The organism is Winogradskya consettensis (assembly GCF_018332715.1).
In the GTDB taxonomy this organism is placed as follows: domain Bacteria; phylum Actinomycetota; class Actinomycetes; order Mycobacteriales; family Micromonosporaceae; genus Actinoplanes; species Actinoplanes consettensis.
In genome coordinates, this window is record NZ_BOQP01000011.1 from 19,649 (window position 1) to 44,191 (window position 24,543).

Annotated in this window: 20 protein-coding genes; 10 read left to right on the forward strand and 10 right to left on the reverse strand. The window is 69.5% G+C overall.

Going from position 1 to position 24,543, the window contains the following annotated elements; translation table 11 throughout:
• Positions 1–16: 16 nt before the first annotated feature.
• The 8 genes from Aco04nite_RS12475 to Aco04nite_RS12510 all read right to left on the reverse strand — a co-directional run bounded on the left by Aco04nite_RS12475 (position 17) and on the right by Aco04nite_RS12510 (position 8,435).
• Positions 17–1,024: an ABC transporter ATP-binding protein gene (locus tag Aco04nite_RS12475; RefSeq protein WP_212997410.1), complete on the reverse strand. Its 1,008-nt coding sequence runs from the start codon at positions 1,022–1,024 to the stop codon at positions 17–19.
• Entirely contained in the window at positions 1,024–2,019 is a 996-nt protein-coding gene (locus tag Aco04nite_RS12480) for an ABC transporter ATP-binding protein (RefSeq protein ID WP_212997411.1), read from the reverse strand. Before Aco04nite_RS12480 ends, Aco04nite_RS12475 begins: the two co-directional genes overlap by 1 nt.
• Positions 2,016–2,882 (reverse strand): ABC transporter permease, encoded by an 867-nt coding sequence (locus Aco04nite_RS12485; RefSeq protein ID WP_212997412.1) that lies wholly within the window; start codon positions 2,880–2,882, stop codon positions 2,016–2,018. Before Aco04nite_RS12485 ends, Aco04nite_RS12480 begins: the two co-directional genes overlap by 4 nt.
• Complete coding sequence (locus tag Aco04nite_RS12490) at positions 2,875–3,858, reverse strand: ABC transporter permease (RefSeq protein ID WP_212997413.1); 984 nt, start codon at positions 3,856–3,858, stop codon at positions 2,875–2,877. Before Aco04nite_RS12490 ends, Aco04nite_RS12485 begins: the two co-directional genes overlap by 8 nt.
• A 15-nt stretch (positions 3,859–3,873) precedes the next feature.
• Complete coding sequence (locus tag Aco04nite_RS12495) at positions 3,874–5,613, reverse strand: ABC transporter family substrate-binding protein (RefSeq protein ID WP_212997414.1); 1,740 nt, start codon at positions 5,611–5,613, stop codon at positions 3,874–3,876.
• A 129-nt stretch (positions 5,614–5,742) separates the two neighbouring features.
• Complete coding sequence (locus Aco04nite_RS12500) at positions 5,743–6,435, reverse strand: mechanosensitive ion channel domain-containing protein (protein WP_244875939.1); 693 nt, start codon at positions 6,433–6,435, stop codon at positions 5,743–5,745.
• A 72-nt stretch (positions 6,436–6,507) separates the two neighbouring features.
• The gene (locus Aco04nite_RS12505; RefSeq protein ID WP_212997415.1) at positions 6,508–7,665 is read right to left on the reverse strand and encodes an MFS transporter; all 1,158 of its coding nucleotides are present in this window, start codon (positions 7,663–7,665) and stop codon (positions 6,508–6,510) included.
• Positions 7,666–7,673: 8 nt separating this feature from the next.
• Positions 7,674–8,435, reverse strand: coding sequence for a hypothetical protein (locus Aco04nite_RS12510; protein ID WP_212997416.1), 762 nt, complete (start codon positions 8,433–8,435; stop codon positions 7,674–7,676).
• A 361-nt stretch (positions 8,436–8,796) separates the two neighbouring features.
• Here Aco04nite_RS12510 and Aco04nite_RS12515 point away from each other — a divergent pair, with 361 nt between their 5' ends.
• Complete coding sequence (locus tag Aco04nite_RS12515; RefSeq protein ID WP_212997417.1) at positions 8,797–9,489, forward strand: hypothetical protein; 693 nt, start codon at positions 8,797–8,799, stop codon at positions 9,487–9,489.
• A gap of 55 nt (positions 9,490–9,544) precedes the next feature.
• On the opposite strand, the gene Aco04nite_RS12520 is transcribed toward Aco04nite_RS12515, so the two are convergent.
• Positions 9,545–10,249, reverse strand: a complete 705-nt coding sequence (locus Aco04nite_RS12520; protein ID WP_212997418.1) for a hypothetical protein — start codon at positions 10,247–10,249, stop codon at positions 9,545–9,547.
• Between the two features lie 52 nt (positions 10,250–10,301).
• Between Aco04nite_RS12520 and Aco04nite_RS12525 the strand changes: the two genes are divergently transcribed.
• From Aco04nite_RS12525 to Aco04nite_RS12550, 6 genes are all read left to right on the forward strand, one after another.
• Positions 10,302–10,817 (forward strand): acyl-CoA thioesterase, encoded by a 516-nt coding sequence (locus tag Aco04nite_RS12525; RefSeq protein ID WP_212997419.1) that lies wholly within the window; start codon positions 10,302–10,304, stop codon positions 10,815–10,817.
• 16 nt (positions 10,818–10,833) lie between these two features.
• A complete protein-coding gene (locus Aco04nite_RS12530) occupies positions 10,834–12,750 on the forward strand; it encodes an acetoacetate--CoA ligase (RefSeq protein WP_212997420.1) in 1,917 nt (638 codons plus the stop codon).
• An 11-nt stretch (positions 12,751–12,761) separates the two neighbouring features.
• The gene (locus Aco04nite_RS12535; protein WP_212997421.1) at positions 12,762–14,042 is read left to right on the forward strand and encodes an SWIM zinc finger family protein; all 1,281 of its coding nucleotides are present in this window, start codon (positions 12,762–12,764) and stop codon (positions 14,040–14,042) included.
• A gap of 128 nt (positions 14,043–14,170) precedes the next feature.
• Positions 14,171–16,816 (forward strand): hypothetical protein, encoded by a 2,646-nt coding sequence (locus tag Aco04nite_RS12540; protein WP_212997422.1) that lies wholly within the window; start codon positions 14,171–14,173, stop codon positions 16,814–16,816.
• A complete protein-coding gene (locus Aco04nite_RS12545; RefSeq protein ID WP_212997423.1) occupies positions 16,813–19,272 on the forward strand; it encodes a hypothetical protein in 2,460 nt (819 codons plus the stop codon). Before Aco04nite_RS12540 ends, Aco04nite_RS12545 begins: the two co-directional genes overlap by 4 nt.
• Positions 19,273–19,524: 252 nt before the next feature.
• Positions 19,525–20,520, forward strand: a complete 996-nt coding sequence (locus Aco04nite_RS12550) for a glycoside hydrolase family 64 protein (RefSeq protein WP_244875940.1) — start codon at positions 19,525–19,527, stop codon at positions 20,518–20,520.
• Here Aco04nite_RS12550 and Aco04nite_RS12555 read toward each other — a convergent pair.
• The gene (locus tag Aco04nite_RS12555; protein ID WP_212997425.1) at positions 20,514–21,233 is read right to left on the reverse strand and encodes a TIGR03089 family protein; all 720 of its coding nucleotides are present in this window, start codon (positions 21,231–21,233) and stop codon (positions 20,514–20,516) included. The genes Aco04nite_RS12550 and Aco04nite_RS12555 overlap by 7 nt on opposite strands.
• 159 nt (positions 21,234–21,392) lie before the next feature.
• Here Aco04nite_RS12555 and Aco04nite_RS12560 point away from each other — a divergent pair, with 159 nt between their 5' ends.
• The 3 genes from Aco04nite_RS12560 (at position 21,393) to Aco04nite_RS12570 (ending at position 24,526) form a co-directional block, all read left to right on the forward strand.
• Complete coding sequence (locus Aco04nite_RS12560) at positions 21,393–22,538, forward strand: glycosyltransferase family 4 protein (RefSeq protein WP_203842664.1); 1,146 nt, start codon at positions 21,393–21,395, stop codon at positions 22,536–22,538.
• Between the two features lie 22 nt (positions 22,539–22,560).
• Positions 22,561–23,676, forward strand: a complete 1,116-nt coding sequence (locus Aco04nite_RS12565) for a mannose-1-phosphate guanylyltransferase (RefSeq protein ID WP_212997426.1) — start codon at positions 22,561–22,563, stop codon at positions 23,674–23,676.
• Positions 23,677–23,854: 178 nt separating this feature from the next.
• Positions 23,855–24,526: a hypothetical protein gene (locus Aco04nite_RS12570; RefSeq protein WP_212997427.1), complete on the forward strand. Its 672-nt coding sequence runs from the start codon at positions 23,855–23,857 to the stop codon at positions 24,524–24,526.
• Positions 24,527–24,543 lie beyond the last annotated feature (17 nt).

A 24,543-nucleotide genomic window follows, 5' to 3' on the forward strand; every position in this document is an offset into this window, starting at 1 on the left:
TACTAACACTTTCGCGCTAGATCAGGGTGAGGGCTTCGGCGTAGTGGCAGGCGGTCTGGTGGCCCTGGCCGCGGTCGGTGAGGGTGGGGGTTTCCTCGGCGCATCGGCGGCGTTCCGGGTCGGTCAGCTGGGTGGCGTACTTGGGGCAGCGGGTGCGGAAACGGCAGCCCGTCGGTGGGGTGATGGGGCTGGGGACGTCGCCGCTCAGGATGATTCGCCGGCGGGTTCGTTCCTTGCGGGGGTCGGGGACGGGGATGGCGGAGATCAGGGCCTGGGTGTAGGGGTGGGCGGCCTCGCGGAAGAGTTGGTCGGCCGGGGCGGTTTCGACGATGCGGCCGAGGTACATGACGGCGACTCGGTCGGCGATGTGGCGTACGACGGACAGGTCGTGGGAGATGAAGAGGTAGGAGAGGCCGAGTTCGTCCTGGAGGTCTTCGAGGAGGTTGACCACGCCGGCCTGGACGGAGACGTCGAGGGCTGACAGGGGTTCGTCGAGGACCAGGACCTTGGGGCGCAGGGCCAGCGCGCGGGCCACTCCGATGCGCTGGCGTTGGCCGCCGGAGAATTCGTGGGCGTACCTGTTGCCGTGTTCGGCGTCGAGGCCGACGGTCCGGAGCAGGTCGTGGATCTGGGTTCGATCGTGGAACGTGCCGTGGATGCGCAGGGGTTCGGCGATGAGTTCGGTGACGGTCATTCTCGGGTCGAGGGAGGCGTACGGATCCTGGAAGACGATCTGCAGTTCCTTGCGCAGCGGGCGCATCTGGGCGCGGGATAGCGGGACCAGGTCGCGGCCCCGGTAGTGGACCGAGCCCGCGGTTGCCGGTTCGAGGTTGAGCAGGACGCGACCGGTGGTGGTCTTGCCGCAGCCGGATTCGCCGACCAGGCCCAGGGTTTCGTGGGCGAAGATGTCGAAGGAGACGTCGCAGACCGCGTGCACGTCGCCGGTGCGGCGCCGCAGGACGCCCCGCGAGCGGACCGGGAAGTGCTTGACCAGGTTCCGTACCGAGACGATGGGTTCGGTCATCAGAACACGTCCTCCGCTTTCGCCTCGGCGAGCTCGGTGTGGAAGTGGCAGGCCGCGCGGTGGTCAGGGCCGGTCGTTGCGGTGAGTACGGGCTCCACGTCGTCGCACCGGTCGCGGGTCATCGGGCAGCGCGGCGAGAACGGGCAGCCCGGTGGCAGGTTCAGCAGTGACGGTGGTGCACCGGTGATCGGGGTGAGCCGCTGCCGGCCCGACTCGTCGATGCGCGGGAGGCTGCCCAGCAGGCCGAGGGTGTAGGGCATCCGCGGGCCGTAGAAGATCTCGTCAACGGTGCCGGTCTCGACGAGTTTGCCGGCGTACATCACGCAGACCCGGTCGGTGTGGCCCGCGATGACGCCGAGGTCGTGCGTGATGAGGACCAGCGCCGCGCCGGTCTCCGCGCGGGCGGCTTCGAGTGCTTCGAGCACCTGGGCCTGCACGGTCACGTCGAGGGCGGTGGTCGGCTCGTCCGCGATGATCAGGTCGGGGTTGTTCGCCATGGCGATCGCGATGACGATCCGTTGCCGCATGCCGCCGGACATCTCGTGCGGATAGTTGCGGGCGCGCAGCTTCGGGTTGGGGATGCCGACGATGTCGAGCAGGTCCGTCGCCCGGCGCAACGCGTCGTGCTTCGACACGCCGTGGTGCGCGCGGACCGCCTCGGCGATCTGGTCACCGACGGTGTAGACGGGGTTCAGCGAGGTGAGCGGGTCCTGGAAGATCATCGCTATCCTGCGGCCGCGGATCTGCGAGAGGTCTTTGTCGGTACGCCCGACAAGCTCCTCCCCGAGCAGCTTCACCGACCCCGTGACCTGCGCGTTGCGGGGCAGCAGCCCCATGATCGCGAGCGACGTCACGGATTTGCCCGAGCCGGATTCGCCCACGATCCCGACGGACTCGCCGCGATTCACCTCGTACGAGACCCCGCGTACCGCCCGCAACTGACCGTCCTCGGTGGGAAAGCCGACGGTGAGGTTCTCTACGGACAGCAACGTCATCGGCGCACTCTCGTCTGCTTGGGGTCGAACGCGTCACGCAGGCCGTCGCCGATGAAGTTGATGGTCAGCGCGATGGCGATGATGAACAGGCCGGGGAAGTAGAACAGCCACGGCCGGGTGTTGACCGCGTCCTTGTTGATCGACACGAGCAACCCCAGCGACGTGTCCGGGGCCTGGACGCCGACCCCGAGGAAGGACAGGGCCGCTTCGCCGAGAATGCCGGTGGCGATGGCGAGCGTGGCCGACACGATGATCGCGCCGAGCGCGTTGGGGAGCAGGTGCCGCAGGATTATCCGTACGTTGCCCGCGCCGAGCGCCCGTGCCGCCTCGATGAACTCCTGCTCGCGCAGGGAGAGCACGACGCTGCGGACCACACGGGAGACGTACGGCCAGGTGAGCGCACCCAGCACGACGGCGATGGCCCACCACTGGCTCTGACCCACGCCCTGGGCGGCGACGGCCGCGGCGACGGCGATCAACGGCAGGGTGAGCACGATGTCGACGAGCCGCATCATGAGGAAGTCGAGCTTGCCCCGGTAGAGGCCCGCGATCGCGCCCCAGAGCGTGCCGAAGACCGTACCGATCAGCGCGATGGCCAGGGCGATCTTGATCGACTGCTGGGTGCCCCGCATGACCTGGGCGAACGTGTCGTGTCCGATCAGGTCGGTGCCGAACGGGTGCCCCGGCGACGGGGGCAGGGACAGATCGTCGGTGATGTCGGTGTAGCTGTACTGCCACAGCAGCGGGCCGGCGAACGCGAACAGCGTCACCATCACGAGCAGGATCAGGCTGGTCACCGCCGCCCGGTGCCGGAAGAACCGGCGCAGCACCAACTGGGTCTGCGTCCGTTCCGTGTCACTCATGGCGGATCCTCGGGTCCAGGACGGCGTAGAGGGCGTCGGCGATGACCGAGAACGCGACGACGATGAGCCCGGCGAGCAGCAGCCAGCTGGCCACCGCGTCGGTGTCACCGCGGGCGACGCCGGTCAGCAGCATCCGGCCCAGGCCGTTCCAGTTGAAGACGGTCTCGGTGATCACCGCACCGCCCAGGATCCCGGCGACGTCCAGGGCGGTGACGGTGACCAGCGGGATGAGAGCCGTACGCAACACGTGCCGGACCAGGACCTTGCGCCACGACAGGCCCTTGGCGCGGGCGAGGCGTACGTAGTCGGAGTTCAGCACTTCGAGCACGGCGGCGCGCTGGTAGCGGCTCCATGCGGCGTACGAGATGAGGGCCAACGCGATCGTCGGTAGCACCAGATGCCCCGCGAGATCCGCCACCTTCGCGCCGGCGGAGAGCTCGTCGTAGCCCTGCGACTTCTCGCCGATCGTGTAGAACACCGTCGTACCCGTCGCCTTGTTGTAACGGACGGCCAGGTCCTTGAGCACGATCGCGACCCAGAACAACGGCATGGCGAGGAAGACGAAGCCCGTGAACGTCAGCACGTAGTCCGACTTCGAATACTGCCGGACCGCGCCGAGCACCCCGGTGAACACGGCCAGGACCAGGGCGAGCAGCATCGCGACCAGGACGAGCCGCAGCGTGACCGCGGTCGAACGGGTCAGGTTGGCGCCGATGTCGTACGTGCTCTGCACCGATTCGCCGAAGTCGCCGTGCAGCACGCCCCAGAGCCAGTGCCCGTACCGGACGACGATGGAGTCGTCCAGACCGAGCCGCGCTGTCTCCAGGTCGATGGTCCGCTGCGGCGCGGGTGGGTTCCGCAACTTCAGCGGTTCGAGCGGGTCACCCGATAGAGCCACCAGCGCATAGGACAAAAAGGACGCGATGATGAGTACGGGCACAGCGGCGAGCAGGCGTCTGATGAGGTACGCGAACATGTGCTCTCCCCGTACTTAATTCGCGGTTGCCTTCAGTCCCCACTCCTCGGAGTTGAACACTGGTCCGGTGGACGTGGCGTTCGGCCGGATGTTCACGTAGCTCGACTGGGCCGCCAGGAAGTTCGCCCGCTGGAAGAGCGGCAGGACGTAGTAGTCCTTGGCCATCAACGCGTCGGCCTGGTTGAGCAGCGCGGCACCCTTGGCCTCGTCGAGACCCTCCTGGATGCCCTGCTTGAGCAGCGTGTCCGCCTGGTCGTTGACCCAGTGGCCGTAGTTCGACTCGGCGCCCTTGGCCCAGAGGCTCTGCGCGGTCGTGAAGAAGAACGGCGTGCTGACCCAGGCGTACACGATGATGTCGAAGTCGCCCGAGGTCAGCGTGTCGGACAGGTTGTTCGTGGGCTGGATGGTCACCGGGATGCCCAGCTGCTTGAGCGTCGCCTGGGTGAGCTCGCCGGTGGCGGCCCGGTTGACGTTGCCCTCGGTGTGCCGGAACCGCAGCGTGACCGGCTCGCCGCCCGGCGTCTTGAGCTGCGTGCCGACACCCGTGTAGCCGGCGTCGGTCAGCGTCTTCTTCGCCGCTTCGAGGTCGCCCGCGCCCGCACCGCTCGCGGTCACCACGTCCTGGTAGTACGGGCTCTCCGGGATGAAGTTGTGGTTCTTGAGCGGCTTGGCGTCCTTCCAGAACGTGCCCACCGTACGGTTGATGATGCTCTGCACATCGATGGCCTGGAAGACGGCCTGTCGCAGGGCCTTGTCCTTCAGGAACTTGTTCTGCAGGTTGAGGTCGATGTGCTCCCAGGAGAGCCCGCCACTGATCCGGTAGTTGACGTCCTGCAGGTTCTGCACCTGGGTCACCATGTCCAGGTTGGGCTGCGGGTCACCGGCGTTGATCTCGCCGTTCTGCAGCGCCGGCACGAACGACGACTGGTCCGTCACGATCTTGAAGATCAGCTTGTCCAGGGCCGGCTTCGTGCCCCACCACTTCGGGTTCGGCACCTCGACCAGCTGCTGACCCTCGGCATAGCTCTCGATCAGGTACGGGCCGCCGGACCAGGTCGGCTGCGTCTTCTTGAACCACTCCCAGGACTTGGCCAGACCGGCGGGCGTTCCGTCATCGCCGTTCTGCTTCGCCAGATGCGCCGGATAGATGTCGTTGAACAGCGACTTCCAATCCGGGAAAGCCTTGCCGTCCTGGAACGTCGCGGTCACCGTCTTGCCGTTGTCCGTGCCGACCACGCTCGCCAGCAGGTCGAATCCGGCGCTGCTCGACGTCGCGCACGCGGGGCAGTCGCGGGTGTTACGAGCCCGGAACTGGTAGGCGAAGTCGTCGGCGGTGATCGGCGTACCGTCGCTCCACACCGCCTCCGGCTTGATCTTGTAGACCACCTGCTGCGGGTCGGTCCCGACGAGCTTGGGTTCCTCGGCCATCAGGTTGCCGTTCAGCGCGGCCTTGTAGTCCGGCGCCCCGTAATAGACGAACGGCAACAGCTGCCGCATCATCATCGACGTGACGTAGTGCGCGCCGTCCTCGCTGACCGTGTTCCAGGTGGTGCGGTCCTGCTCCTCGTAGTACACCATCGTGCCGCCGGCTTTCGTCTTGCCGGTGTTGCAGGTCAGCGGTGTTTTCGCGCAGGAATCGAAGCCGAGTTCGCCCTGCGTCGAGTCGGAGTCACCACCACTGCATGCGGTGAGCGCGAGCAGGGCGGCGATCGCGATCGCCGCCGGCCCGCGGGCCACCTGGAAACGGACAGTCATCTCTTTGCCTCCGGGCGCTACCGAGACGGAGTTGCAGCCTGAACACATACGACTGCATAGAGTCCCGGCGCGCCTAGATCATGGCATCGACTTGTGACTATCTCGTTACTGGATTGCCATTGATCAACATCAATCAACCGCGCCGATCGCCCCGGCCGCAGCACCTTGCGTCTCGGGCTCGGCTTCGTCGGGCTTCGCCTCTTCTTCTGCTGCCGCCTCTGCCGCGGGGCCTACCGCGGAGGCCATCAACGCCGAGTTCGGGATGTTCAGCGGGCCGTCGTCGGTCTCCAGCATCGTGTAGAGCAGCCCTGCGGAGATCACGGTGCCGGTGAGCGGGCCGTTCAGCGCACCGGACATCACCCGCACCCGCTCGCCCGTCACATACGGCCGGGAGAACAACAGGACCAGGCCGGCGAAGAGGTTGCTCAGCACCGGCTGCGCCGCCAGCCCCAGGATCACACCGGTGACCGCGCTGCCGACCAGCAGATGCTGCAGCCCCACCCCGATCAGATCGAACACCGAGAACGCGACGATCAGATAACCACCCAGCTGCACCAGCAACCGCAACATGGCCGCAGCCGCGGTGCCCGCACGCGCAGCCGCCACGCGATGCACCTCACTCGCCGCGGTCCGGCTCGCCACCACCCCGAAAACAGCGGTCAACAACGCACACCCGTACGCGATGAGCCCCCGCCGCAGCCCGTCTCGAACCTCGCCCAGCTCAGACCCGACAATCAGCGCAGCGAGCGCCAAAATCCCAAAGGTCACCGCCTTACGAAAATCCGGCCGAATACGCTGCTCCAACAACCGCAACGAATCCAACGGCATCGCCCGCCCCCTTCCCCGAAGATCACCTGCGGGCGACCCTATCGGCTGCGGTTTTAAGCGTTCGTGTCACGCCGGGTGCGAGGCGGCGGCGCGCGGGGTGCGCATGGCGTTGCCGCTCAGGGCGACGAAGACGGCAAGCAGAACCGGGATCCACAATGCGGTCGGCAGGCCGACGACGCTGGCTGCGGTGCCGATCAGGATGGGCCCCAGGAGGAAGCCGAGATAGCCGATGCTGACCACCATCGAAAGGGCTCGGCCGGAGCGTTGGGGGTCGAGGTTGCCGGCGGCGGAGAAGACCTGGGGTGCGATTCCGGACAGGCCTATGCCGAGCAGGCCGAAACCGATGACGCCGGCGATCGGGTGGTTGATGACGAGGGCCGCGCCGAGGCCGGCGGCGGCGATGAGGCCGCCGAGGCGGACCAATCCGACCGGGCCGAGGATGCGGACCAGGCGGTCGCCGAAGATGCGGCCGACCGTCATCATGATGGAGAAAGCGGCATATCCGTACGCGGCGAAGCCCGGTTCACTGTCCAGATTGTCCCGGAGGTAGACGGCGCTCCAGTCGGCCGCCGCGCCCTCGCCCACCAGGGTGCAGAGGACGAGGATGCCGAAGAAGACCAGGAGCGAGCTTCCGGCCGTACGTGTATCGCCTGGCTCGGGTCTTTCGGCCGGAACGCCGGGCACGGGCAGCACCCAGACGGCGGCCCACCCGGCGAGCACGAGAACGACGGCGCCGACGGCCAGGAGCGTCGGGCCGACCCCCACGCCGTGGTGCGCGAACACGCTTCCGGCGATGGCGCCCAGGAAACCGCCGATGCTGTAGATCGCGTGGAACGACGACATGATCGGGCTGCCCCAGGCGCGCTGCACCTCGACGGCGTTCGCGTTCATGGCGATGTTCAGCGTTCCGTGCACGGCGCCGAAGCAGAACACTGCGATCGAGAGCGTCACCAGGCTCGTGCTGTAGCCGGGCGGGACGAGGAGCAGCCCTTCCAGCAACGCCGTGACTACGAGGACCCGGGAACTTCCGAAGCGATCGGTCAGCCGGCCGAGCAGGGCCATGCCGAGGATGCAGCCCGCGGCGAAGGCCAGCAGGGCGAGGCTCAGCCGCCCGTCGCTCAGCTCGAGTCTCTCCTTGACCGCGGGGATCCGGGCGGTCCAGACCCCGAGCGACGTGCCGAAGAGCAGGAAGGCCAAGGAGGTAGCGATGCGGGCGCGGAGCACGCGACCCCTTACCCGGTGGAGCCGTGAGGCGCGGGCGGGCGTGTGGGCTCCGGCAGCGTACGGATGCGGGCCCTGAGCAGGACGGCCAGCAGGTGGTAGTCCGGGACGTCCTCGTCGTCGACGATGTCGGACGACGGCTCGGGATCGCCGTCCTCCAGGTCGTGCACCTCGCGGGCGTCGAGAGCACGCTCGACCTGCCAGCGGAGCTCGGCCGGATCCAGCACCTCCGAGGTCACGGTCAGCCCGGCATGCCGGGCATCGGACTGGATCTCCTCGAGAACCTCGTCCAGAACCTCGGTCGGGAAGAGCGCGATCTCCGCCGCCGCGTCGCAGTCGGTGTGATCGGCGTGCACGACGAACCCGTGCCCGCGCCCGGCCCGCTCGAACGTGCAGACCAGCATCGACGCCTCACCGTCGGAATCAGCGAACCGCAACGACTGACCGAGCCGAACCGGCTCCCGCAACTCGCCCGCCCACGACGGCAACGCCAGCCCCGCACCCTCGAGACTCAGGGCAGCACCGCCGGCCACCGGCCCGGCCCCGACCGCGTCGAGCGCGAGCAGCACGGCCAGCGCTTCGGGGCTCTCATGCCGGGCAACGGCCGGCAGAATGTCCTCCTGCAGCGCCTCGTCGAAGGTCTCCCCGGCCATCGCCCCGATTGCCAGGAACCCCGCGGCGAAGAACTCCGCATCCAGCGGATCCTCGACCTTGAGCAACTCCCCGGCCCCGCCGACGAGCGTATTGGCGAGATCCTCGAGATCCAGCTCCACACCCGAACAATTAGGGCAGTCGCACGGCTCTTCCGGCGCTGCCGGCTGCACGGTGCGCAGAACCCGCTGACCGCTCTGACTGGGCTTGGCACCCTTACGGCGCCGGCTCACTGGACTCACCGCCCCATGGTGCCCGAAACCCGCCGATCCCTCCACCCTGGTGTACTTCGTGGGTGGGATCAGAGCGGCCTATGACTGGTCCGTGGGTGGGCGACGGTTCGTGCGCGGGCGTTCGTGCGCGGGCGTTCGTGCGCGGGCGTTCGTGCGCGGGCTGGGAGCGCCGAGGCCCTGACCGTTGTTCGGGCGGCGAGTCGGGTGGCGGGAGTTTGATCACCGTGGGTGGTGGCAGCATGCTGGGGTGATGGTGGCTACGGCGAGGGCGCGGCGGGGTGAGGCGCGGTTGCCCTCCGCGCTTGTGGTTGTGGTGGCGATTGCGCTTTATGCGTTGTTGCCCGAGCAGCTGGTCATCGGGCCTCGGCTGGTTATTCCGGGGCTCGAGGTCGCGCTTCTCGTGGCCCTCGTCTGTGTCAATCCGTATCGGATGACGCGGGATACGCCGTGGTCGCGGATTGCGGCGTTGACGCTCGTGTGTCTCATTGCTGTGGCTAATGCGGTGGCTCTGGTGCTGTTGCTGCGGCAGTTGGTCACCACCGGCAGTGACGAGGCTGTGGAGCTGCTGATCGCCGCGGGTCAGGTCTGGCTCACCAATGTCATCGTGTACGGCATCGCGTACTGGGAATTGGATCGGGGTGGACCGGTCGCGCGCACGCACCTGCCCCGCGTTCGGCTGCCGCCGGCGGATTTCCGGTTTCCGCAGGACGAGGACGCCGATGCCATTGTCGAAGTGCGGATCAGGTCGAGCAGGGCCAGCGACTGGGTGCCGACCGTGGTCGACTATCTCTACATGTCGCTGACCAATTCGTCGGCGTTCAGCCCGACCGACACGATGCCGCTGTCCACCCGCGCGAAGGTCCTGATGGGCATCGAATCCACGTCTGCGCTGTTCATCTCGGTCCTGGTGATCGCGAAGGGCGTCGGGAGCCTGGGGCAGTAACCCGCGCGTCACGCCCTTCGAGGAGATGGACCGCGTCGGGTACCGGATCTGATCGTCAGATCCGCTGGGTGGCATCCGACGCGTGCGGCGTCGCCGGGTTGATGACCTGGGTGCGCAGGGCCTGCGTCCTGTCGGCGTCGACGACCGACATCGGGATCGCGACGGTTCCGTCAGCGCCCGGCCTTGGGATCGCGATGGTCGCGTCGGCGGCCGGCCTTGGGATCGTGATGGTCGCGTCGGCGGCTGGCCTCGGGTGGGGCGGGAGGGCCGTCGTGAGCTCCGATGCGATGGGCGGGCCGTAGGGGCGGGCGGCGCCCCGGGCCCGGCCGATGGTGCCGAGGAAGACGATCTGCGGCGGTTCGTAGGCTGCCCAGCGGCGGGAGCTCAGTGCCGTGCAGATCAGGGGGACGGCGAGCAGCATGACCAGGCCGTAACCGGGTGTGCTCAGGTTGAAGCCGTCCTTGGCGATGTCCGCCGGCCACAGACCTGCGTACGCGTCGGGGGCGCTGCGGGCCCAGAAGCCGACGCCGAGAAACGCCAGACCCGCCAGCAGTGGTCCGGCGGGGGAGATCGGCGCGAGCAGCAGGATCGCGTACGCCGCGCCGGCCAGCAACAGCAGCAGCGGGCCACCCACCGACTCCGGGCCTCCGCCGTTGTCGAGCGCCCGGCCGGTGAGATCGTGGTCGAAGCCGACGCCGCACAGGATCCAGGCGGCGGGGGCGAGCACGAGTGCGTACAGAACTGATCGGAGATGCCTCACGGCGGGAACCGTAGCCGGGGTGTTCAACCCGGGGATCGCTACCGTGAGGGGCATGAGCGACCAGCCCCAGGGGCGGCCCACCTCGCGTTCGCGCGTCACCTTGAGCCGGATCATGACCGCGATCGATGTCAACCTGTACGGCACGGTGCACGGCGGGGTGCTGATGAAATTCGTCGATGACGTCGCAGGGGCGGCGGCCGCGCGGCACAGCGGGGGCACGGCCGTCACCGCCGCGATCGACGAGATCGTTTTCGTCGAGCCGGTGCGGGTGGGGGACCTCGTCCACGCGTACGCGCAGGTGAACTGGGCCGGCAGCACCTCGATGGAGGTTGGCGTGCGGGTGACCGCGGAGCGGTGGGACACTGCCGATGGGGAGCCGCTCACCGTGGCCACCGCCTACCTGGTCTTTGTCGGGGTGGACGTTTCCGGTCAACCGCGGCCGGTGCCGCCCGTGTTGCCGGAGTCGCCGGACGACGAGCGCCGGTTCCGGGAGGCGCTCATCCGGCGCGAGCACAGGCTCGCCCGCCGCAAAGCCATTCAGGATGCCCGGGCCACCCCCGCTGAATGACCGTTAAGGTGGCGGTATGACGACGGGCACAGTGTTGTGGACGCCACCGGCCGACGTTCTCGAGACCTCCCGAATGGGGCAATTCCTCTCCTGGGTACGCGATGAGCGCGGCGTCGACGTGCACGACTACGCCGGTTTGTGGGAGTGGTCCGTCACCGATCTCGCCGGATTCTGGCGGGCGATCTGGGACCACTTCGGGGTGGTCGCACACGCGCAGCCGACCGCCACGCTCGGCGACACCACGATGCCCGGTGCCGAATGGTTTCCGGGGGCGACGCTGAACTACGCCGAGAACGTGTTGCGGATGCCGGGGCTGGGTGACGACGATGCTGTTGTCTTCGCGTACTCACAGGCTCGGGAAGCTGTCACGCTCACGGCCCGGCAGCTGCGCGATGAGGTCCGCCGGGTCGCAGCCGGGCTTCGTGGTCTGGGTGTCGGGGAGGGTGACCGGGTCGCGGCCTATGCGCCGAACATTCCGGAGACATTCGTGCTGCTGCTCGCGACCGCGAGTCTCGGGGCGGTCTTTTCCTCGTGCGCGCCGGAGTTCGGTTCCCGCAGCGTCATCGACCGCTGGTCACAGATCGAGCCGAAGGTCCTGGTCGCGGTCGACGGATATCGCTACGGAGACAAGGATATCGACCGGCGTGACGAGGTCGCCGCCATTCGCGCCGCCCTGCCGAGCGTCGAAAAGCTGATCACGATCCCCTATCTCGGCACCGACGGGGACTGGGCCACGCTCGACGGTCCCGAGCCGCTGACCTTCGCGGCCGTGCCGTTCGCCCACCCGCTCTACGTGCTCTACTCCTCGGGCACCACCGGGCTGCCGAAACCGATCGTGCACGGTCACGGCGGCATCCTGCTCGAGCATCTCAAAATGCTCGCCCTGCACCACGATCTCGGCCCCGGCGACCGTTTCCTGTGGTTCACCACGACCGGCTGGATGATGTGGAATTTCCTGGTCTCCGGCCCGGCGGTCGGCGCCGCGATCGTCCTTTTCGACGGCAACCCCGGACACCCCGATCTGGGTACGCTCTGGCAGCTCGCCGCCGACGCCGGAGTCACCTATTTCGGGACGTCCGCGCCGTTCATTCTCGCCTGCCGTAAGGCCGGGGTGCAGCCACCGCCGAACGTCATCCGCGGCGTCGGGTCGACCGGCGCGCCACTTCCGCCGGAGGGCTTCCGCTGGATCTATGCGGCGCTCGGCCCCGATCCGCAACTGCAGTCGTTGTCCGGCGGCACCGATGTCTGCACCGGATTCGTCGGCGGCGCACCCCTGCTGCCCGTGACCGAGGGGGTCATTTCCTGCCGGGCGCTCGGGGCGAAGGTCGAGGCCTACGACCCGGAAGGCAAACCGCTGATCGGCCGGCTCGGCGAATTGGTCGTCACGGCGCCGATGCCGAGCATGCCGGTCGGATTCTGGAACGATTCCGACGGGCGACGCTATTTCGAGGCGTATTTCGATGTCTTCCCCGGGGTGTGGCGGCACGGGGACTGGATCACCATCGGCGAGGACGGCACCTGCGTGATCACCGGCCGCTCCGACGCGACCCTCAACCGTGGCGGCGTACGGCTGGGCACCGCCGAGTTCTACTCCGTCGTCGAGGGGCTCCCCGAGGTCGCCGACTCGCTCGTCATCCATCTCGACGAGAGCGACCGGCTCCTGCTCTTCGTGGTGCTCGCCGACGGCGTCGACCTCGACGACAGGGTCCGCGGCCGGATCAGGACGGAGCTGCGTGCGGCGCTCTCACCCAGGCACGTCCCGGATGAGATCCATCGGGTACGCGCGGTGCCGCGCACCTTGTCCGGCAAGAAGCTCGAGGTGCCGGTGAAGCGGATCCTGACTGGCACACCCGCTGACCGAGCTGCGGCGATGGGCGCCCTGGCGAACCCCGAGTCGCTGGCCGCGTTCGAAAGTGTCGTACCCGGTTCCTAGAGTCCGGGGGCGTGACAGTCGTTCAGGCGTACCGATATCTCGGGTCTTCCGGGCTTGGTGAGGCCGGCCTCGCGCTGCAGACCAGCGGTGGCCCGGCAGCCAACCCGCGCTTCTTCACGGGTTTCCTGACCACCCCGCAGGCGGCCGCGGCCGGGCTGCTCGCGGTGGCCGAGGTCGCCCGCACGCGATATTTCCAGCCGGTGCGCGCGGCGAGCCTCGACCCGGTGGTCACGGCGGGCTCCGACCGCCTGCGCTTCGAGTCCTTCTCCGGCTGCTGCGGGGTGTATGCCCGGCTGGACGCGCTGCCCGACGGCCTGGACGGCGAGATCGTGGCACACGGCACCACCAACGTCGATGTCAACGATCCGCTGCGCGCGTCGCTGGCGCGGATCTCCGGGCTCGACCCGCTGCGCCTGTCGGTCGGGCCCGACGACCTGACCGTGTCCACGATGGACGCCACGATCGTCGAGAAGAAGGTGCCGCTGCCACCGCGCTGGCTCCGCGGCTTCGCCGAGGTGCAGGTGCTGTCCGCCGGCTTCGAGCAGCGTGGCGTGGCAACCGCCGACTTCCTGCGCCGCCTGCCCAAGGGTGTGCTCTGGGCGATCCCCGCGGGCCGCGGGCTGCGGCTGACCTCCCGCCCGGTGCCGGGCGCGATCTGCGTCCCCGACGGCTCCCGGCTGGCCGCCCTGCGGGGAATGCTGCGTTTCGCCCGCTCCCTGAAGGTGTACGGGCCGCCGGTCACCACCGGCTCGGGACCCCTGCCGAGCACCTGGGAGCTGGACACCGGAGTGCTGCGGCTGTCGCTGACCCTCAGCCCCGAGCCCTACCGCGGGTTCTCGGGCGAGGGCGCCGCGCTCACCGCGCTGTCCGGAGACGAGGTCGTCGACGACGCCGAGCTGATCTCGGCCCTGCTCTCCTGGGATCCGGCGATCGACGTCGCCGGTCTCGCCGCCTCCGCGGGGCTCACTGCCGAGCGCGTCCTCGGCGCGCTGGCCCAGCTCGGCACGGCCGGGCGGGTCGGCTACGACGTCCACGAAGGCGCGTATTTCCACCGCGTCATGCCCTACGACGCAGGCCGGGCCGAGCGTGACAACCCCCGCCTGATCGGTGCCCGCGCGCTCGTCTCGTCCGGCCTGGTCAAACTCGACGAGGACGGCCGCGCGGCGACGGTCGGTGACCATCGGGTCCGCGTCGCCGAGTCCTCCTGCTCCTGCCCCTGGTACGCCAAGCACCGCGGCCAACGCGGCCCGTGCAAACACGTCCTCGCCGTCCAACTGGAGCTCCGCCCATGAGCCATCCTCAGACTGCCGGGCCTTCGGCCGTCACCCGTGCTCAGGCCTCCGAGCCTTCGGCCGTGACCCGTGCTCAGGCTTCTGGGCCTTCGGCCGTGACCCGTGCTCAGGCTGTTCGGCCCTCGGCCGTGAACTTTCTCAAGTTGATCGACGGTGGGCAGACCGATGCGGTGGTCGAGGCCGTGCTCGCCGCGTCGCCGACGCTGACCCGTGAGCAGTTCGACCGCTGGTGGAACTCTGGCGAGGCGCCCCTGGCCGTCCTGGCAGCGGTCGGGTTGCTGCCCACCGCCGCGAAGACCGCCCAGGTCCTGCGCCGCCGAGACATCGCACTCGACGCCGCAGCGGTCGGCCCGGTGGTCACCGTCGCACGTGCGCGCGGCATTCCCTGGCTAACCGACCTGGCCCACCGCCTCGGCGACTCGGCGGAACGCTGGGACTTCGTCGCGGGCCTGCTCCACGCCGAGAACGCCGCGCCACCCACGAGCGAGGCCTTCGTCCAGGGCTGGCTGTGGGAGCTCGACTTCCCGCACATCCCCCGGCAGCGCAGCGTCCCACTGGTCGACCGGCTACGCACCGACCCGTTCCTGCCCGCGCTGCTGCCCAGGATCTTCGAGATCGACGGGCTCGGCACCCGCCTGCTCTTCGAGTCGCGCCGCTCCGGCATCAAACACGTCCTCCTCGACGCCCTCGCCCAGCTCTGCGCGGACGGCACGCTCGACCGGGCAACCGTCCTGGACGGCACTCTTGATCGCCTGGTCCGGGGCGACCGGCCGGGGGCGTTACGCGCGTTCGTGGTCCTGCACGACCACCTCGCCCCGACCCGTGAGGAAGTCACTGCTCGCGCCGGTGACTATCTGCGCCTGCTCACCGACGCTCCGGGAAACGTCGCGGCTATGGCGCAGAAAGCGTTGCTCGGCGCCGATGTCGAGGAGTTCGCGCTGCTCGACGCGTCCCGGGTGGTGCTGACCCGCCCCGAGAAGACCCTGGTCAAGAAACAGCTCACCTGGCTGGGAAAACTCGCCCGATCACCGGAGGTCGCCGAGGTGATCGCCGTCGCCGCGGATCACCCCGCGCCCGAGATCCGCGACCGGGCCCGCGCCCTCACCGGGGCCCTGCCTGCCCCGGCGGTCGCGGTGGTGACGGCGCGCGGTGACGACCTGCCTGCGCCCACCCGGCCGGCAGACGCCCCGCCGCCCATCTCCGATGTGGACGAGCTGCGCGAGGAGGTGGCGCTGCTGCTCCGCGATCTCAGCGCCGGCCCGCTCGAACGAGTCCTCGACGGCATCGTCCGCTTGTCCGCCACGACCTCCGTCCCGGGCGCGGCACGGTCGACCTCCGTCCCGAGCGCGGCACAGTCGACCTCCGTCCCGGGCGCGGCACGGTCGACCTCTGTCCCGAGCGCGGCACAGTCGACCTCTCTCGCGGGCGCGGTTCAGCCGACGTTTCTTGCCGGCGTGCTGCTGCCGATGTTGGAGACCGGCAACTTCGGGCGGGACGGTTGGGACGCGCTGTGTCTGTGTCCGGCGATCGGGGGAGTCCTGTGGGCCGCGGCCGCTCCGTCCGCCGGTGCCCGCGCCACCTGGCTCGGCAAGCTCGGGGAAATCCTCCGCGCCCATGAGCATCCGCTGCAGGGCCGTGGCAGCGTTCCGCCCCTGCACCGGCTCCTCGCGTTACGGCTCGCTGAGATTTCTGCCCTGCTCACCTATGGCGGATCCCGGCCTCTCGACAGAGCCGGCCTGACCCTGCCCGCGGGGGGAGGCCCGGTCGGCTATCACGGCCTCCTCGCCACCCCGACCTCGTCGACGGGCGCGATCGACGCGACCGCCCTCTACGAACGCGTTGCCGCGCTCGGTGATCGGGCGCCGTGGCGGTGGGACCTGTTCCAGGCGTTCCTGCGGATCGCGCCGGGCATTGACGAACCGCTAGCCACCCGCGCGGCGGCCCTCGGCACACCGGCGGGTGACGCGCTTGCAGCCCGGCTGCGGGCCGGTGGTCTGCCGCAGCCGGTGCAGGAGGAAGTCCTCGTCGAACGCCGTCCGAACAAGACCGGTCGCTTCTGGCAGGACGAAGCTTGGGAGAGGCTGCCACCTTGGCGGTTGCTGACCCGCACAACCGCGCCGCCCGGCACCGATCCCGACAGTGAGGTCCTGCTCACGGGCATCGTCGGCACCGTGGAGACCAGCTACCACCGGAGCTGGACGAGCTACTGGCCGGCGTTGCTGCCCCACCATCGCGGCCTGATCGCCGCGGCGGCCCTCCCACAGGTGGCCTCGGCAGCGGACAGCGACCTCCGCGACGGCGCCGCGATCCTGCCGCTCCTGGCCGAATGCGCCGGGGACGGCGGGGTCGCGCTGCCGACGGCTGTCGCGTATGGCCTCGCCGCCCGTCATCCCCAGGACCGGGTCGCGGCACTCGATGCGTTCCTCACCCTCGCCGCGGCCGGCACCCTCGACCCGGCCGCCGTCGGCTCCAGCCTCGGCCGCCTCGCCGCCCGCGACGCACTGAAACCGAGCCGCTTCCTCGAACCCCTCCGCGACGCCGCCGCTGCCGGAGCCCCACTCTCGGTCTGGCGCGTACTGGCTGCGGCCCTGCCCTCGATGCTCCAGGCCCCCAAACCACCCCGCGGCACCCCCGACCTGCTCACCCTGGCAACCGAGACGGCCACAACCACCGGCGTACGCCTGGACGTCGACGGCCTTGCCGCAGCCGCCGCCCGTCCCGGTGGCGGCCGTCTCGTGACCGAGGCCCGCCGACTGGCCGGGGCGAACACATGAGTCTCCGGATCGCGATCGAGGGGGGCGACGTGGCCTCGGTGGTCACAGCCGTCCGCAGCCTCGACGAGCCGGGTCGCCGCAAGGCCCGCACGGCACTCGCGGCGATGACACGCGACCGTGAGGTCTGGTGGGACGGCACCCGGGGCGCCGCACTGAGCGTCGCCGTCGTCGGATGCCAGCCCACCGCCGCGAAGGCCGCGCAGATCCTCGGCCGGCCATCGGTGGGCCTTGCGGAAGAGGCCGTCGCGCCGGTGCTCGAAGTGGCCCGTGCGCTCGGCGTTCCCTGGCTTGTTGAACTCGCCAACAGACTGGCCACCGTCCCCGAGCCGGACTGGCGGTTCGTCGCCGGGCTCATCCGCGCGGAAGGAGCCCCACCGCCCACGGGGGATCGCTTCGTCGAGGGCTGGGCGACCGACCTGGGGATGCGCGAGCTCGACCGGCCTCTCGCCGAACGGTTACGGGACGACCCGTTCCTGCGGGTCCTGCTGCCGAGGCTCTTCGAGGTCGATGCCGTCGGTCTGCGACTGCACTTCCCCGACCTGTGTACCGGCCGGGAGAACGGGTTCGCCGATGCAGTCGCCCAGTTGAGCAGGGAAGGGGTGCTCGATCGTGCGTACCTGATCGGTGCGACGCTCGACCGGCTGCTGCGGGGGGACCGGCCGAAGGCGCTGCGGGCGTTCATCGTGCTGCACGAGACGCTTGCGCCGACCGCCGCCGAAGTCGTCGCACGATCCGGGGACTATCTGCGGCTGCTGACCGACGGGCCGGTGAGCGTCGCGTCCATGGCTCAGCGGGTTCTGTGTACGGTCGACCTGCCTGATCGGGATGCCTTGCTGGACGCGTCGCGGGTGGTGCTCGCGCGCCCCGAGAAGGCGTTGGTGAAGGCGCAGGTCGCCTGGCTCGGCGTCGCGGGACCGGCTGCCCCGGTGGTGTTTTCGTCGCCTCGAGGTGATGATCTGCCTGCGCTTGCGTTGCCGCAACCCGCGCCTCCTCCCATAACCGACGTTGACACCCTGGTCGAGGAAGTCGCGCTCCTTCTGCGGCGCAGGATTCCCGACGGGCCGGTGGAGCGGGTGCTCGACGGCCTCGTCCGGCTCGCCGCGGTGGATGGCGGACGGCTGGCGGGCGCACTGCGACCCCTCCTGCGGGATGCGCGCGGGTGGGTCTTCCGGAGACATCGCAACGAGCCGCACTGCCTCTGCGAATCGATGGGTGACCTGCTCCGGGCTGCGGCGGGTCTGGAACGCGAACGGGAGCCGGAGGACTGGTCCAGCGAGAACGAGCCGGATCCGGCACGGGCCGCACCCGCGGTCCTGGTGCGTCGTCGTCTCGAGGAAGCCGCCGCCCGGCTCGGCAGCACCCCGAGTCTGCTCTGCGCGCCGACCTCGATGACGGGTTCGCTGGACGGTTCGGTGTTGCTCGAACGCATCGCCGCGCTCGGGGACCGCGAACCGTGGCCCGTGGACCTGACGCAGGCGCTGCTCCGGCTGCCGCTGGCCCCTGACAGCGGGTTGGCAGCCCGGGCGGACGCACTGGGGAGCAGAGCTGGGAAGGCGCTTGCTGCGCGGCTCCGCTCTGGCGGGCTGCCGCAGCCGGGCCAGTACACGGTGTCGGTCGAGTTCAGCCGGAAGCTCGACGACGCGGACGTTCGGGAGTCCTTCGGCCTGTGGCCCCGGCGTCTTCTGGTCGAGACGGCACCGCCCGCCGGCCTCGAATTCGAGCTGGTGGAGCTGCTCGACGTGACCGCCGGCGAGTACTACTCGACGCGTGCCGAGGAGGACTGGTCGCGGCACTGGGCGCTGGCCATGCCGCACCATCGGGGCGTTGTCGCCGCGGCGGCGCTGCCACTCCTGGCCGCGGCTGCGGATCGGGACATCGACGACGGCAGCACCGCCGTCCTGCCTCTGCTGGCCGACTGCGACGGGGACGGGGGAGTGGCGCTCGACCTGGGACTGGCATACGCGGTGAGCGCCCGGCGGCCTGCCGATCGGATCGCCGCGCTGGACGCCTTCCTGACGATGGCCGCCACCGGAACGCTCAACCCGGAGGGCGTCGGCGAGCTGATCGGCATCCTTTCGACGTCAGGGCCGCTCAAGCCGACCCGCATCGTCGAGGTCCTTCGCGATGCCGCGTCCGCCGGTGCACCGCTCTCGGTCTGGCGCCTGCTGGCGGCGGCGCTGCCCCACCTGCTGCGTGGCGCTCCGCCCGAGACACCACCGCCCGGAATTACCCTGCCCCGGTCGTTGGGAGTCGCGCCGAAGGTGCCGCGGGGCACGCCCGAGCTGCTTGCCCTCGCGATGGAGACGGTGGTGGCGACGGGGGTTCGGCTGCCGGTCCACGGTTTGGACGCGGTGGCTGCCCGGTCCGGGTCCAGCCGCGTCGTGGTGGAAGCGCGGCGGCTCGCCGAAGCGTTGTGTTCAGCGGGGGCCACGGGTGGAAGCGAGGCGGTTCGCTGAGGCGTTGTGTTCAGTGAGGCCACGGGGGATGGCCGGCATTGATCCCGCCTATGGAGGCGGCCGACAGCCGGTGGGATAACCGAAATTCGGGGCCGACCTCATCACGTTGACGGGTGGCGGGGAGGTGCGGAGGCTGGGCGGGTGGGAACCCATCGTCGCTCGTCTGCGGGGCTTGTCTGGACCGCAGGCGGGGCTGCTGTCGCTGTTGCTGCTGTGATCGGTTTTGTCGTGCTGCGGGGTGGCGGTGACGGGGTGGCCGACCCGGTGGCCGTGGCGGGGAGTCCCACGGGGTCGGTGGCGGCCGGTGCGGCTCCGTCAGCGGGCGCGGCGCCCGGCGGCGCGCAGCCGTCAGGAGGCGCGGCATCCAGCAGCGCATGGCCGTCAGCGGGCGCGGCATCGGGGAGCGCGCAGCCATCGGCGAGCGTAGCGGGATCCGGCAGCGCACGGCCCACGGTGAGCAAAAAGGCGGCCGGCAGCGGGGCCTTCTGGGATGCGAGCGGGATTCCGAAGGCCAGGAATGTGCTCACCGTGAAGGTGCTGAACCGGACCAACGGGAAGTTCCCCGACAGCAAGGTCTACTGGAGTTTCAACGGGCAGACCCATTCGATCGCGGAGCAGCCGTTCCTGGACATGCCCGCGAATTCGGCCGGGCGGATGTATTTCCACCTGGGCTCGCCGGATGCCGCGCTGAACGACTTCGTGGAGTTCACGGTGGGGGCCGATCAGTTCAACGGGAACACCACGCGGGTTGATGCGTTTGTGCTCAAGCTGGCGATGCGGTTGCACTCCAGCAGTGGTGCGGACCTCACAGTCGGGGAGGACCAGGCGACGTTCGCGGAGTCGCGGGCGGCTACGTTCCGGCGCTTCAGGGACGCTGTGCCCGCGGAGTTCGATCACCTGGCTGAGGGGACCACGCGGATTCTTTCGCCCGGTGGCGATCCGCAATTCCGGGCCGGGGGCAAATACGCCGGCTATTTTCCGGGTGACATTGCGACCTCGGACATTTTCGGCTGCGCCGGGTCGCTCTCCGGCAAGCCCGATAAGTGTGCGCAGCTCAACCGGAACTCTACGAGCACGAGCCCGAGCGCGTTCTACCAGAAATCACCGGCCAACTACTACGCCAAGTTCTGGCATGACAACGCTATCGGACACAAGGCTTACGGCTTCGCGTACGACGACGTAGCGGCCCAATCGACCTACATCTCGCACACCGACCCGGAGTACCTGCTGGTCGCCGTCGGCTATTGAAGAATCAGCGTGACGTTCTCGGAGGCTGCGCGCTTGTCCACGACAGCCGGGTCGAGGTTGGCGCAGAGGACGATGCTGGCGCCGGCGAAGAGCGGGGCGAGGAGCCAGTCGAGTGGGTCAGGGTGGGCCGTGGCGTCGATCAGGACCCGGGCGCCGGGCGTGATGGCGAGGGACGACGCGCGCGCTGATGCCGTACCTGAGAGGGAAGCGTGGGTGATGTCGCCCAGAGCCTGGTCCGACGGGGTTACCGGCTGGGAGGCGACGAAGCGGTCGCCGAAGCCTCGTACCTCGATCGTGTAGTCCACGTAGCCGTCAGGGAGCGGGCGCAGCGGCATCGCGAGCGGCAGGAGGCCCGTCGCGTAGCGGTCGCCGGCCGACCAGGCGGCGGCTGAGGCCAGCTCGGCGGGGCTGGTGAAGAGCACGTCCGCCGGGCCGGGTTGGGCGGTCGGGGCGGCGGTGAGGCCCGCTGACCAGGCGCCCAGCAGGATCGCGGCGGTCTGCCAGTGCGGGGGCAGGAGCACGGCCGCCGTGTCGCCCTGGCCCAGGCCGGCGCCGTCGGCGAGGAGGTTGGCCGTCTTGGAGACCCAGTTGTCCATGGTTGCGCCGGACAGTTCCGTGCGGTCGCCGGAGGCGTCGTCGTACCAGGTCAGCAGGGGGACCGTCGGGTCGCGGCGGACTGCTTGCGCGAATGCGGCGGGGATGGTCTCGTTCATCACGAAAGACGATAGTCGCATCACGGAGAGTGCATGTGGGCGGCGCGCACCGGAAGTACACGTAACGGCAAGATGACGTGGGGCGTCGCAGTTCACACGGGATGCATCGAGCGGCGTACCCTTGGCCGTGGTCTGGCCCACAGCTTTGAGGAGTTGCAAGTGACCGCCGGTCGTCCGCCCCGAGTCCTCGTCGACGCCACTAGCGTCCCCGCCGACCGAGGCGGTGTCGGCAGATACGTCGACGGGCTGCTCGGCGCGCTGGGAAGCATCGATCCCGACCGCCTGGACCTCGCCGTGGTGGCGCAGCGTTCAGATGCGGAGCGTTACTCCCGGATGCTCACCAACGCCGAGGTCATCGCCGGCCCGTCCGCGGTGGCCCATCGTCCCGCCCGGCTCGCCTGGGAGCAGACCGGTCTGCCGCTGCTCGCCCAGCAGGTCGGCGCCAAGGTGCTGCATTCGCCGTTCTACACGTGCCCGTTGCGCGCGGGTTGCCCGGTCACGGTCACCGTGCACGACGCGACCTTCTTCACCGAGCCGGAGCATTACGACAACACCAAGCGCACGTTCTTCCGCAGCGCCATCAAGACCTCGCTGCGCCGGGCCGCCCGCGTCATCGTGCCGAGCAAGGCCACCCGCGACGAGCTGATCAGGCTCCTCGACGCCGACCCGACGCGCATCGACGTGGCCTACCACGGGGTCGACCAGACGGCGTTCCACGCGCCCAGCGACGAGGAGAAGGCGCGGGTCCGGGCCCGGCTCGGCCTGGGTTCCTCGGGCTACGTCGCGTTCCTCGGCGCCAAGGAGCCCCGCAAGAACGTGCCCAACCTGATCCGGGGCTGGGCCCGCGCGGTCGCCGACTGGCCGCACCCGCCCGCACTGGTCGTCGCCGGTGGCCAGGGCCACGACGACGAGATCGACCGTGCGGTGGCCGAGGTCCCGTCGCACCTGCGGCTGCTGCGTCCCGGCTATCTTCGGTACGCCGACCTGCCCGGTTTCCTCGGCGGCGCCCTCGTGGCCTGCTACCCGTCCTTCGGTGAGGGTTTCGGGCTCCCGATCCTGGAGGCGATGGCCTGCGCCACGCCGGTCCTCACCACCCCGCGCCTGTCACTTCCCGAGGTCGGCGGGGACGCCGTCGCCTACACCACGGAAGACCCGGACCGGATCGCCGAGGACCTCGCCGACCTCCTGCACGACGAGCCCCGGCGGCTCACTCTGGCCAAGGCAGGCTTCGATCGGGCCAAGGAGTTCACGTGGGCGACAAGCGCGGAGGTTCATGTAACGACATGGAACCGCGTGGCGTCGTAATTATTCGCTACACTCCGTGCGCATGAGTGACAACCAGGGTGGGCTCTACGCCGTCATCCCAGCAGGTGGCAGTGGCACTCGTCTATGGCCCTTGTCCAGGGCGGGTCACCCGAAGTTCCTGCACCCCTTGACCGGAACGGACGCGTCGCTGCTGCAGGCGACCGTCGATCGGCTGCTGCCCATGACAGAAACCGACCATATTTTCGTCGTGACAGGCGTGGCGCACGCCGCCGCCGTGGCACGCCAGCTCACTGCCGTGCCGGAAGAGAACATCCTCGTCGAGCCCTCGCCGCGCGACTCCTGCGCGGCGATCGCCCTCGCCGCGGCGGTCATCGCCCGGCGCGAGCCCGAGGCGATCATGGGTGCGTTCGCCGCCGACCACCTCATCGCCAACGGCGAGCACTTCATCGACGTCATCAGGCAGGCGATGAACGGCGCCGAGCAGGGTCTGCTGATGACCCTCGGTATCACGCCGACACGCCCCGAGACCGGCTACGGCTACGTCCAGTGCGGCAACCCGGTCGGCGACGGCCCGGTGCTCGCGGTGGAGGAGTTCAAGGAGAAACCCTCCTACGAAGTCGCCGAGAGCTACGTCAAGTCCGGCAACTACCTGTGGAACGCCGGCATGTTCGTGTGGCGGGTGGACGTCTTCCTCAACGAACTCGCTCGCCAGCAACCCCAGCTGCACGCCGGCATCGCCCGGATCGCGCAGGCCTGGGATTCCCCGACCCGCGAGGACGTCCTCGGCGAGGTCTGGCCCACGCTGCCCCGCATCTCGGTCGACTACGCCGTCATGGAAGGCGCAGCCGCCGTCGGCAGGGTCGGCACGGTGCCCGGCGACTTCGGCTGGAACGACGTCGGCGACTTCCACACCCTCGGCGAGGTCCTCGCCGCCGACCAGTCCGGCAACGTCGTCGTCGGCCAGGACCCCTCAGCCGGCGTCGGCGTCATGCTGCGAGAGTCGGAAAACCTCGTCGTCGTCCCGACCTCGGGCCGCCTCGTCGCCGCACTCGGCGTCCGCGACCTCATCATCGTCGACACCCCCGACGCCGTGCTGGTCTGCCCGCGAGACCGCGCCCAGGAGGTCAAATCCATCGTGGACGAGCTCAAGGAAACCGGCCGCCTCAGCTACATCTAGGCCGGCCCGGCATCAAACGGTGCAAACTACACCCAGCCCCCGGCTTTGGCCGGGGGCTGGTGTTTGTCCCGGCCCCCGCCGGATGCCGGAAGGCCCAGCGATCCGACCAGCACCCGGGCCGGGGGTCCCACGGTTCGGTCGGCGTCCGGGCCGGATCAGTTGTTCGGAAGGGGCAGCCGTGACGGGATTCGACACAGCAGCGGAGTTGAGGGCGTGGCTCGGTGACGCGGCGGGAGCGTGGGAATTTCTGCGTCGGTTCGCACGAGCCTGGGAGCTGGGGGAAAGTGGCAACCCGGCTCGGTTTGCGGCTCGACTCGATGGGGCGCTGCCGGTGGCGTTGCGGGAGGCGTATGCGGTCGGCGGCGTCCTGGACCCCGGAGCGCTGGAGTTGCAGGACAACGTCCTGGTCTTCCACTACGCCGACCCGATGATCACAGAGACGATGTGGGGTATCCCGCTCGATGTCGCCGGTCGGCCGGACCCGCCAGTGGTGATCAACACGGGTGATGGCAACTGGCAGCCGTACCTTGAGCAGGTGTCGCTGGCCTGTGTCGATCTGGCCCTGACCGCGGTGATTCAGGACCACGACGAACGGTTGTGCAACGCGTGTGAACTGCCGGCGGCAATGGTCGGACCAGCCATGGCCGCTTTCGATCGCGTGCCGCTGCCGGACCTGCCCATGTGGATCGACGTTGAAGAGTCGCCGGTGCGCTGGTGGTCGGGGCCGGGACAGTTGCTTCGCACCAACGGCGACGGCGACGGCGGCGTGTGGCTGTGGGTCAGCGCCCAGACCCAAGACGATCTGAACGCGGTGTACGCCGCCGTCCCCTACGCGGAATGGAATACCTGACCTTGGCGAGCGCAGCC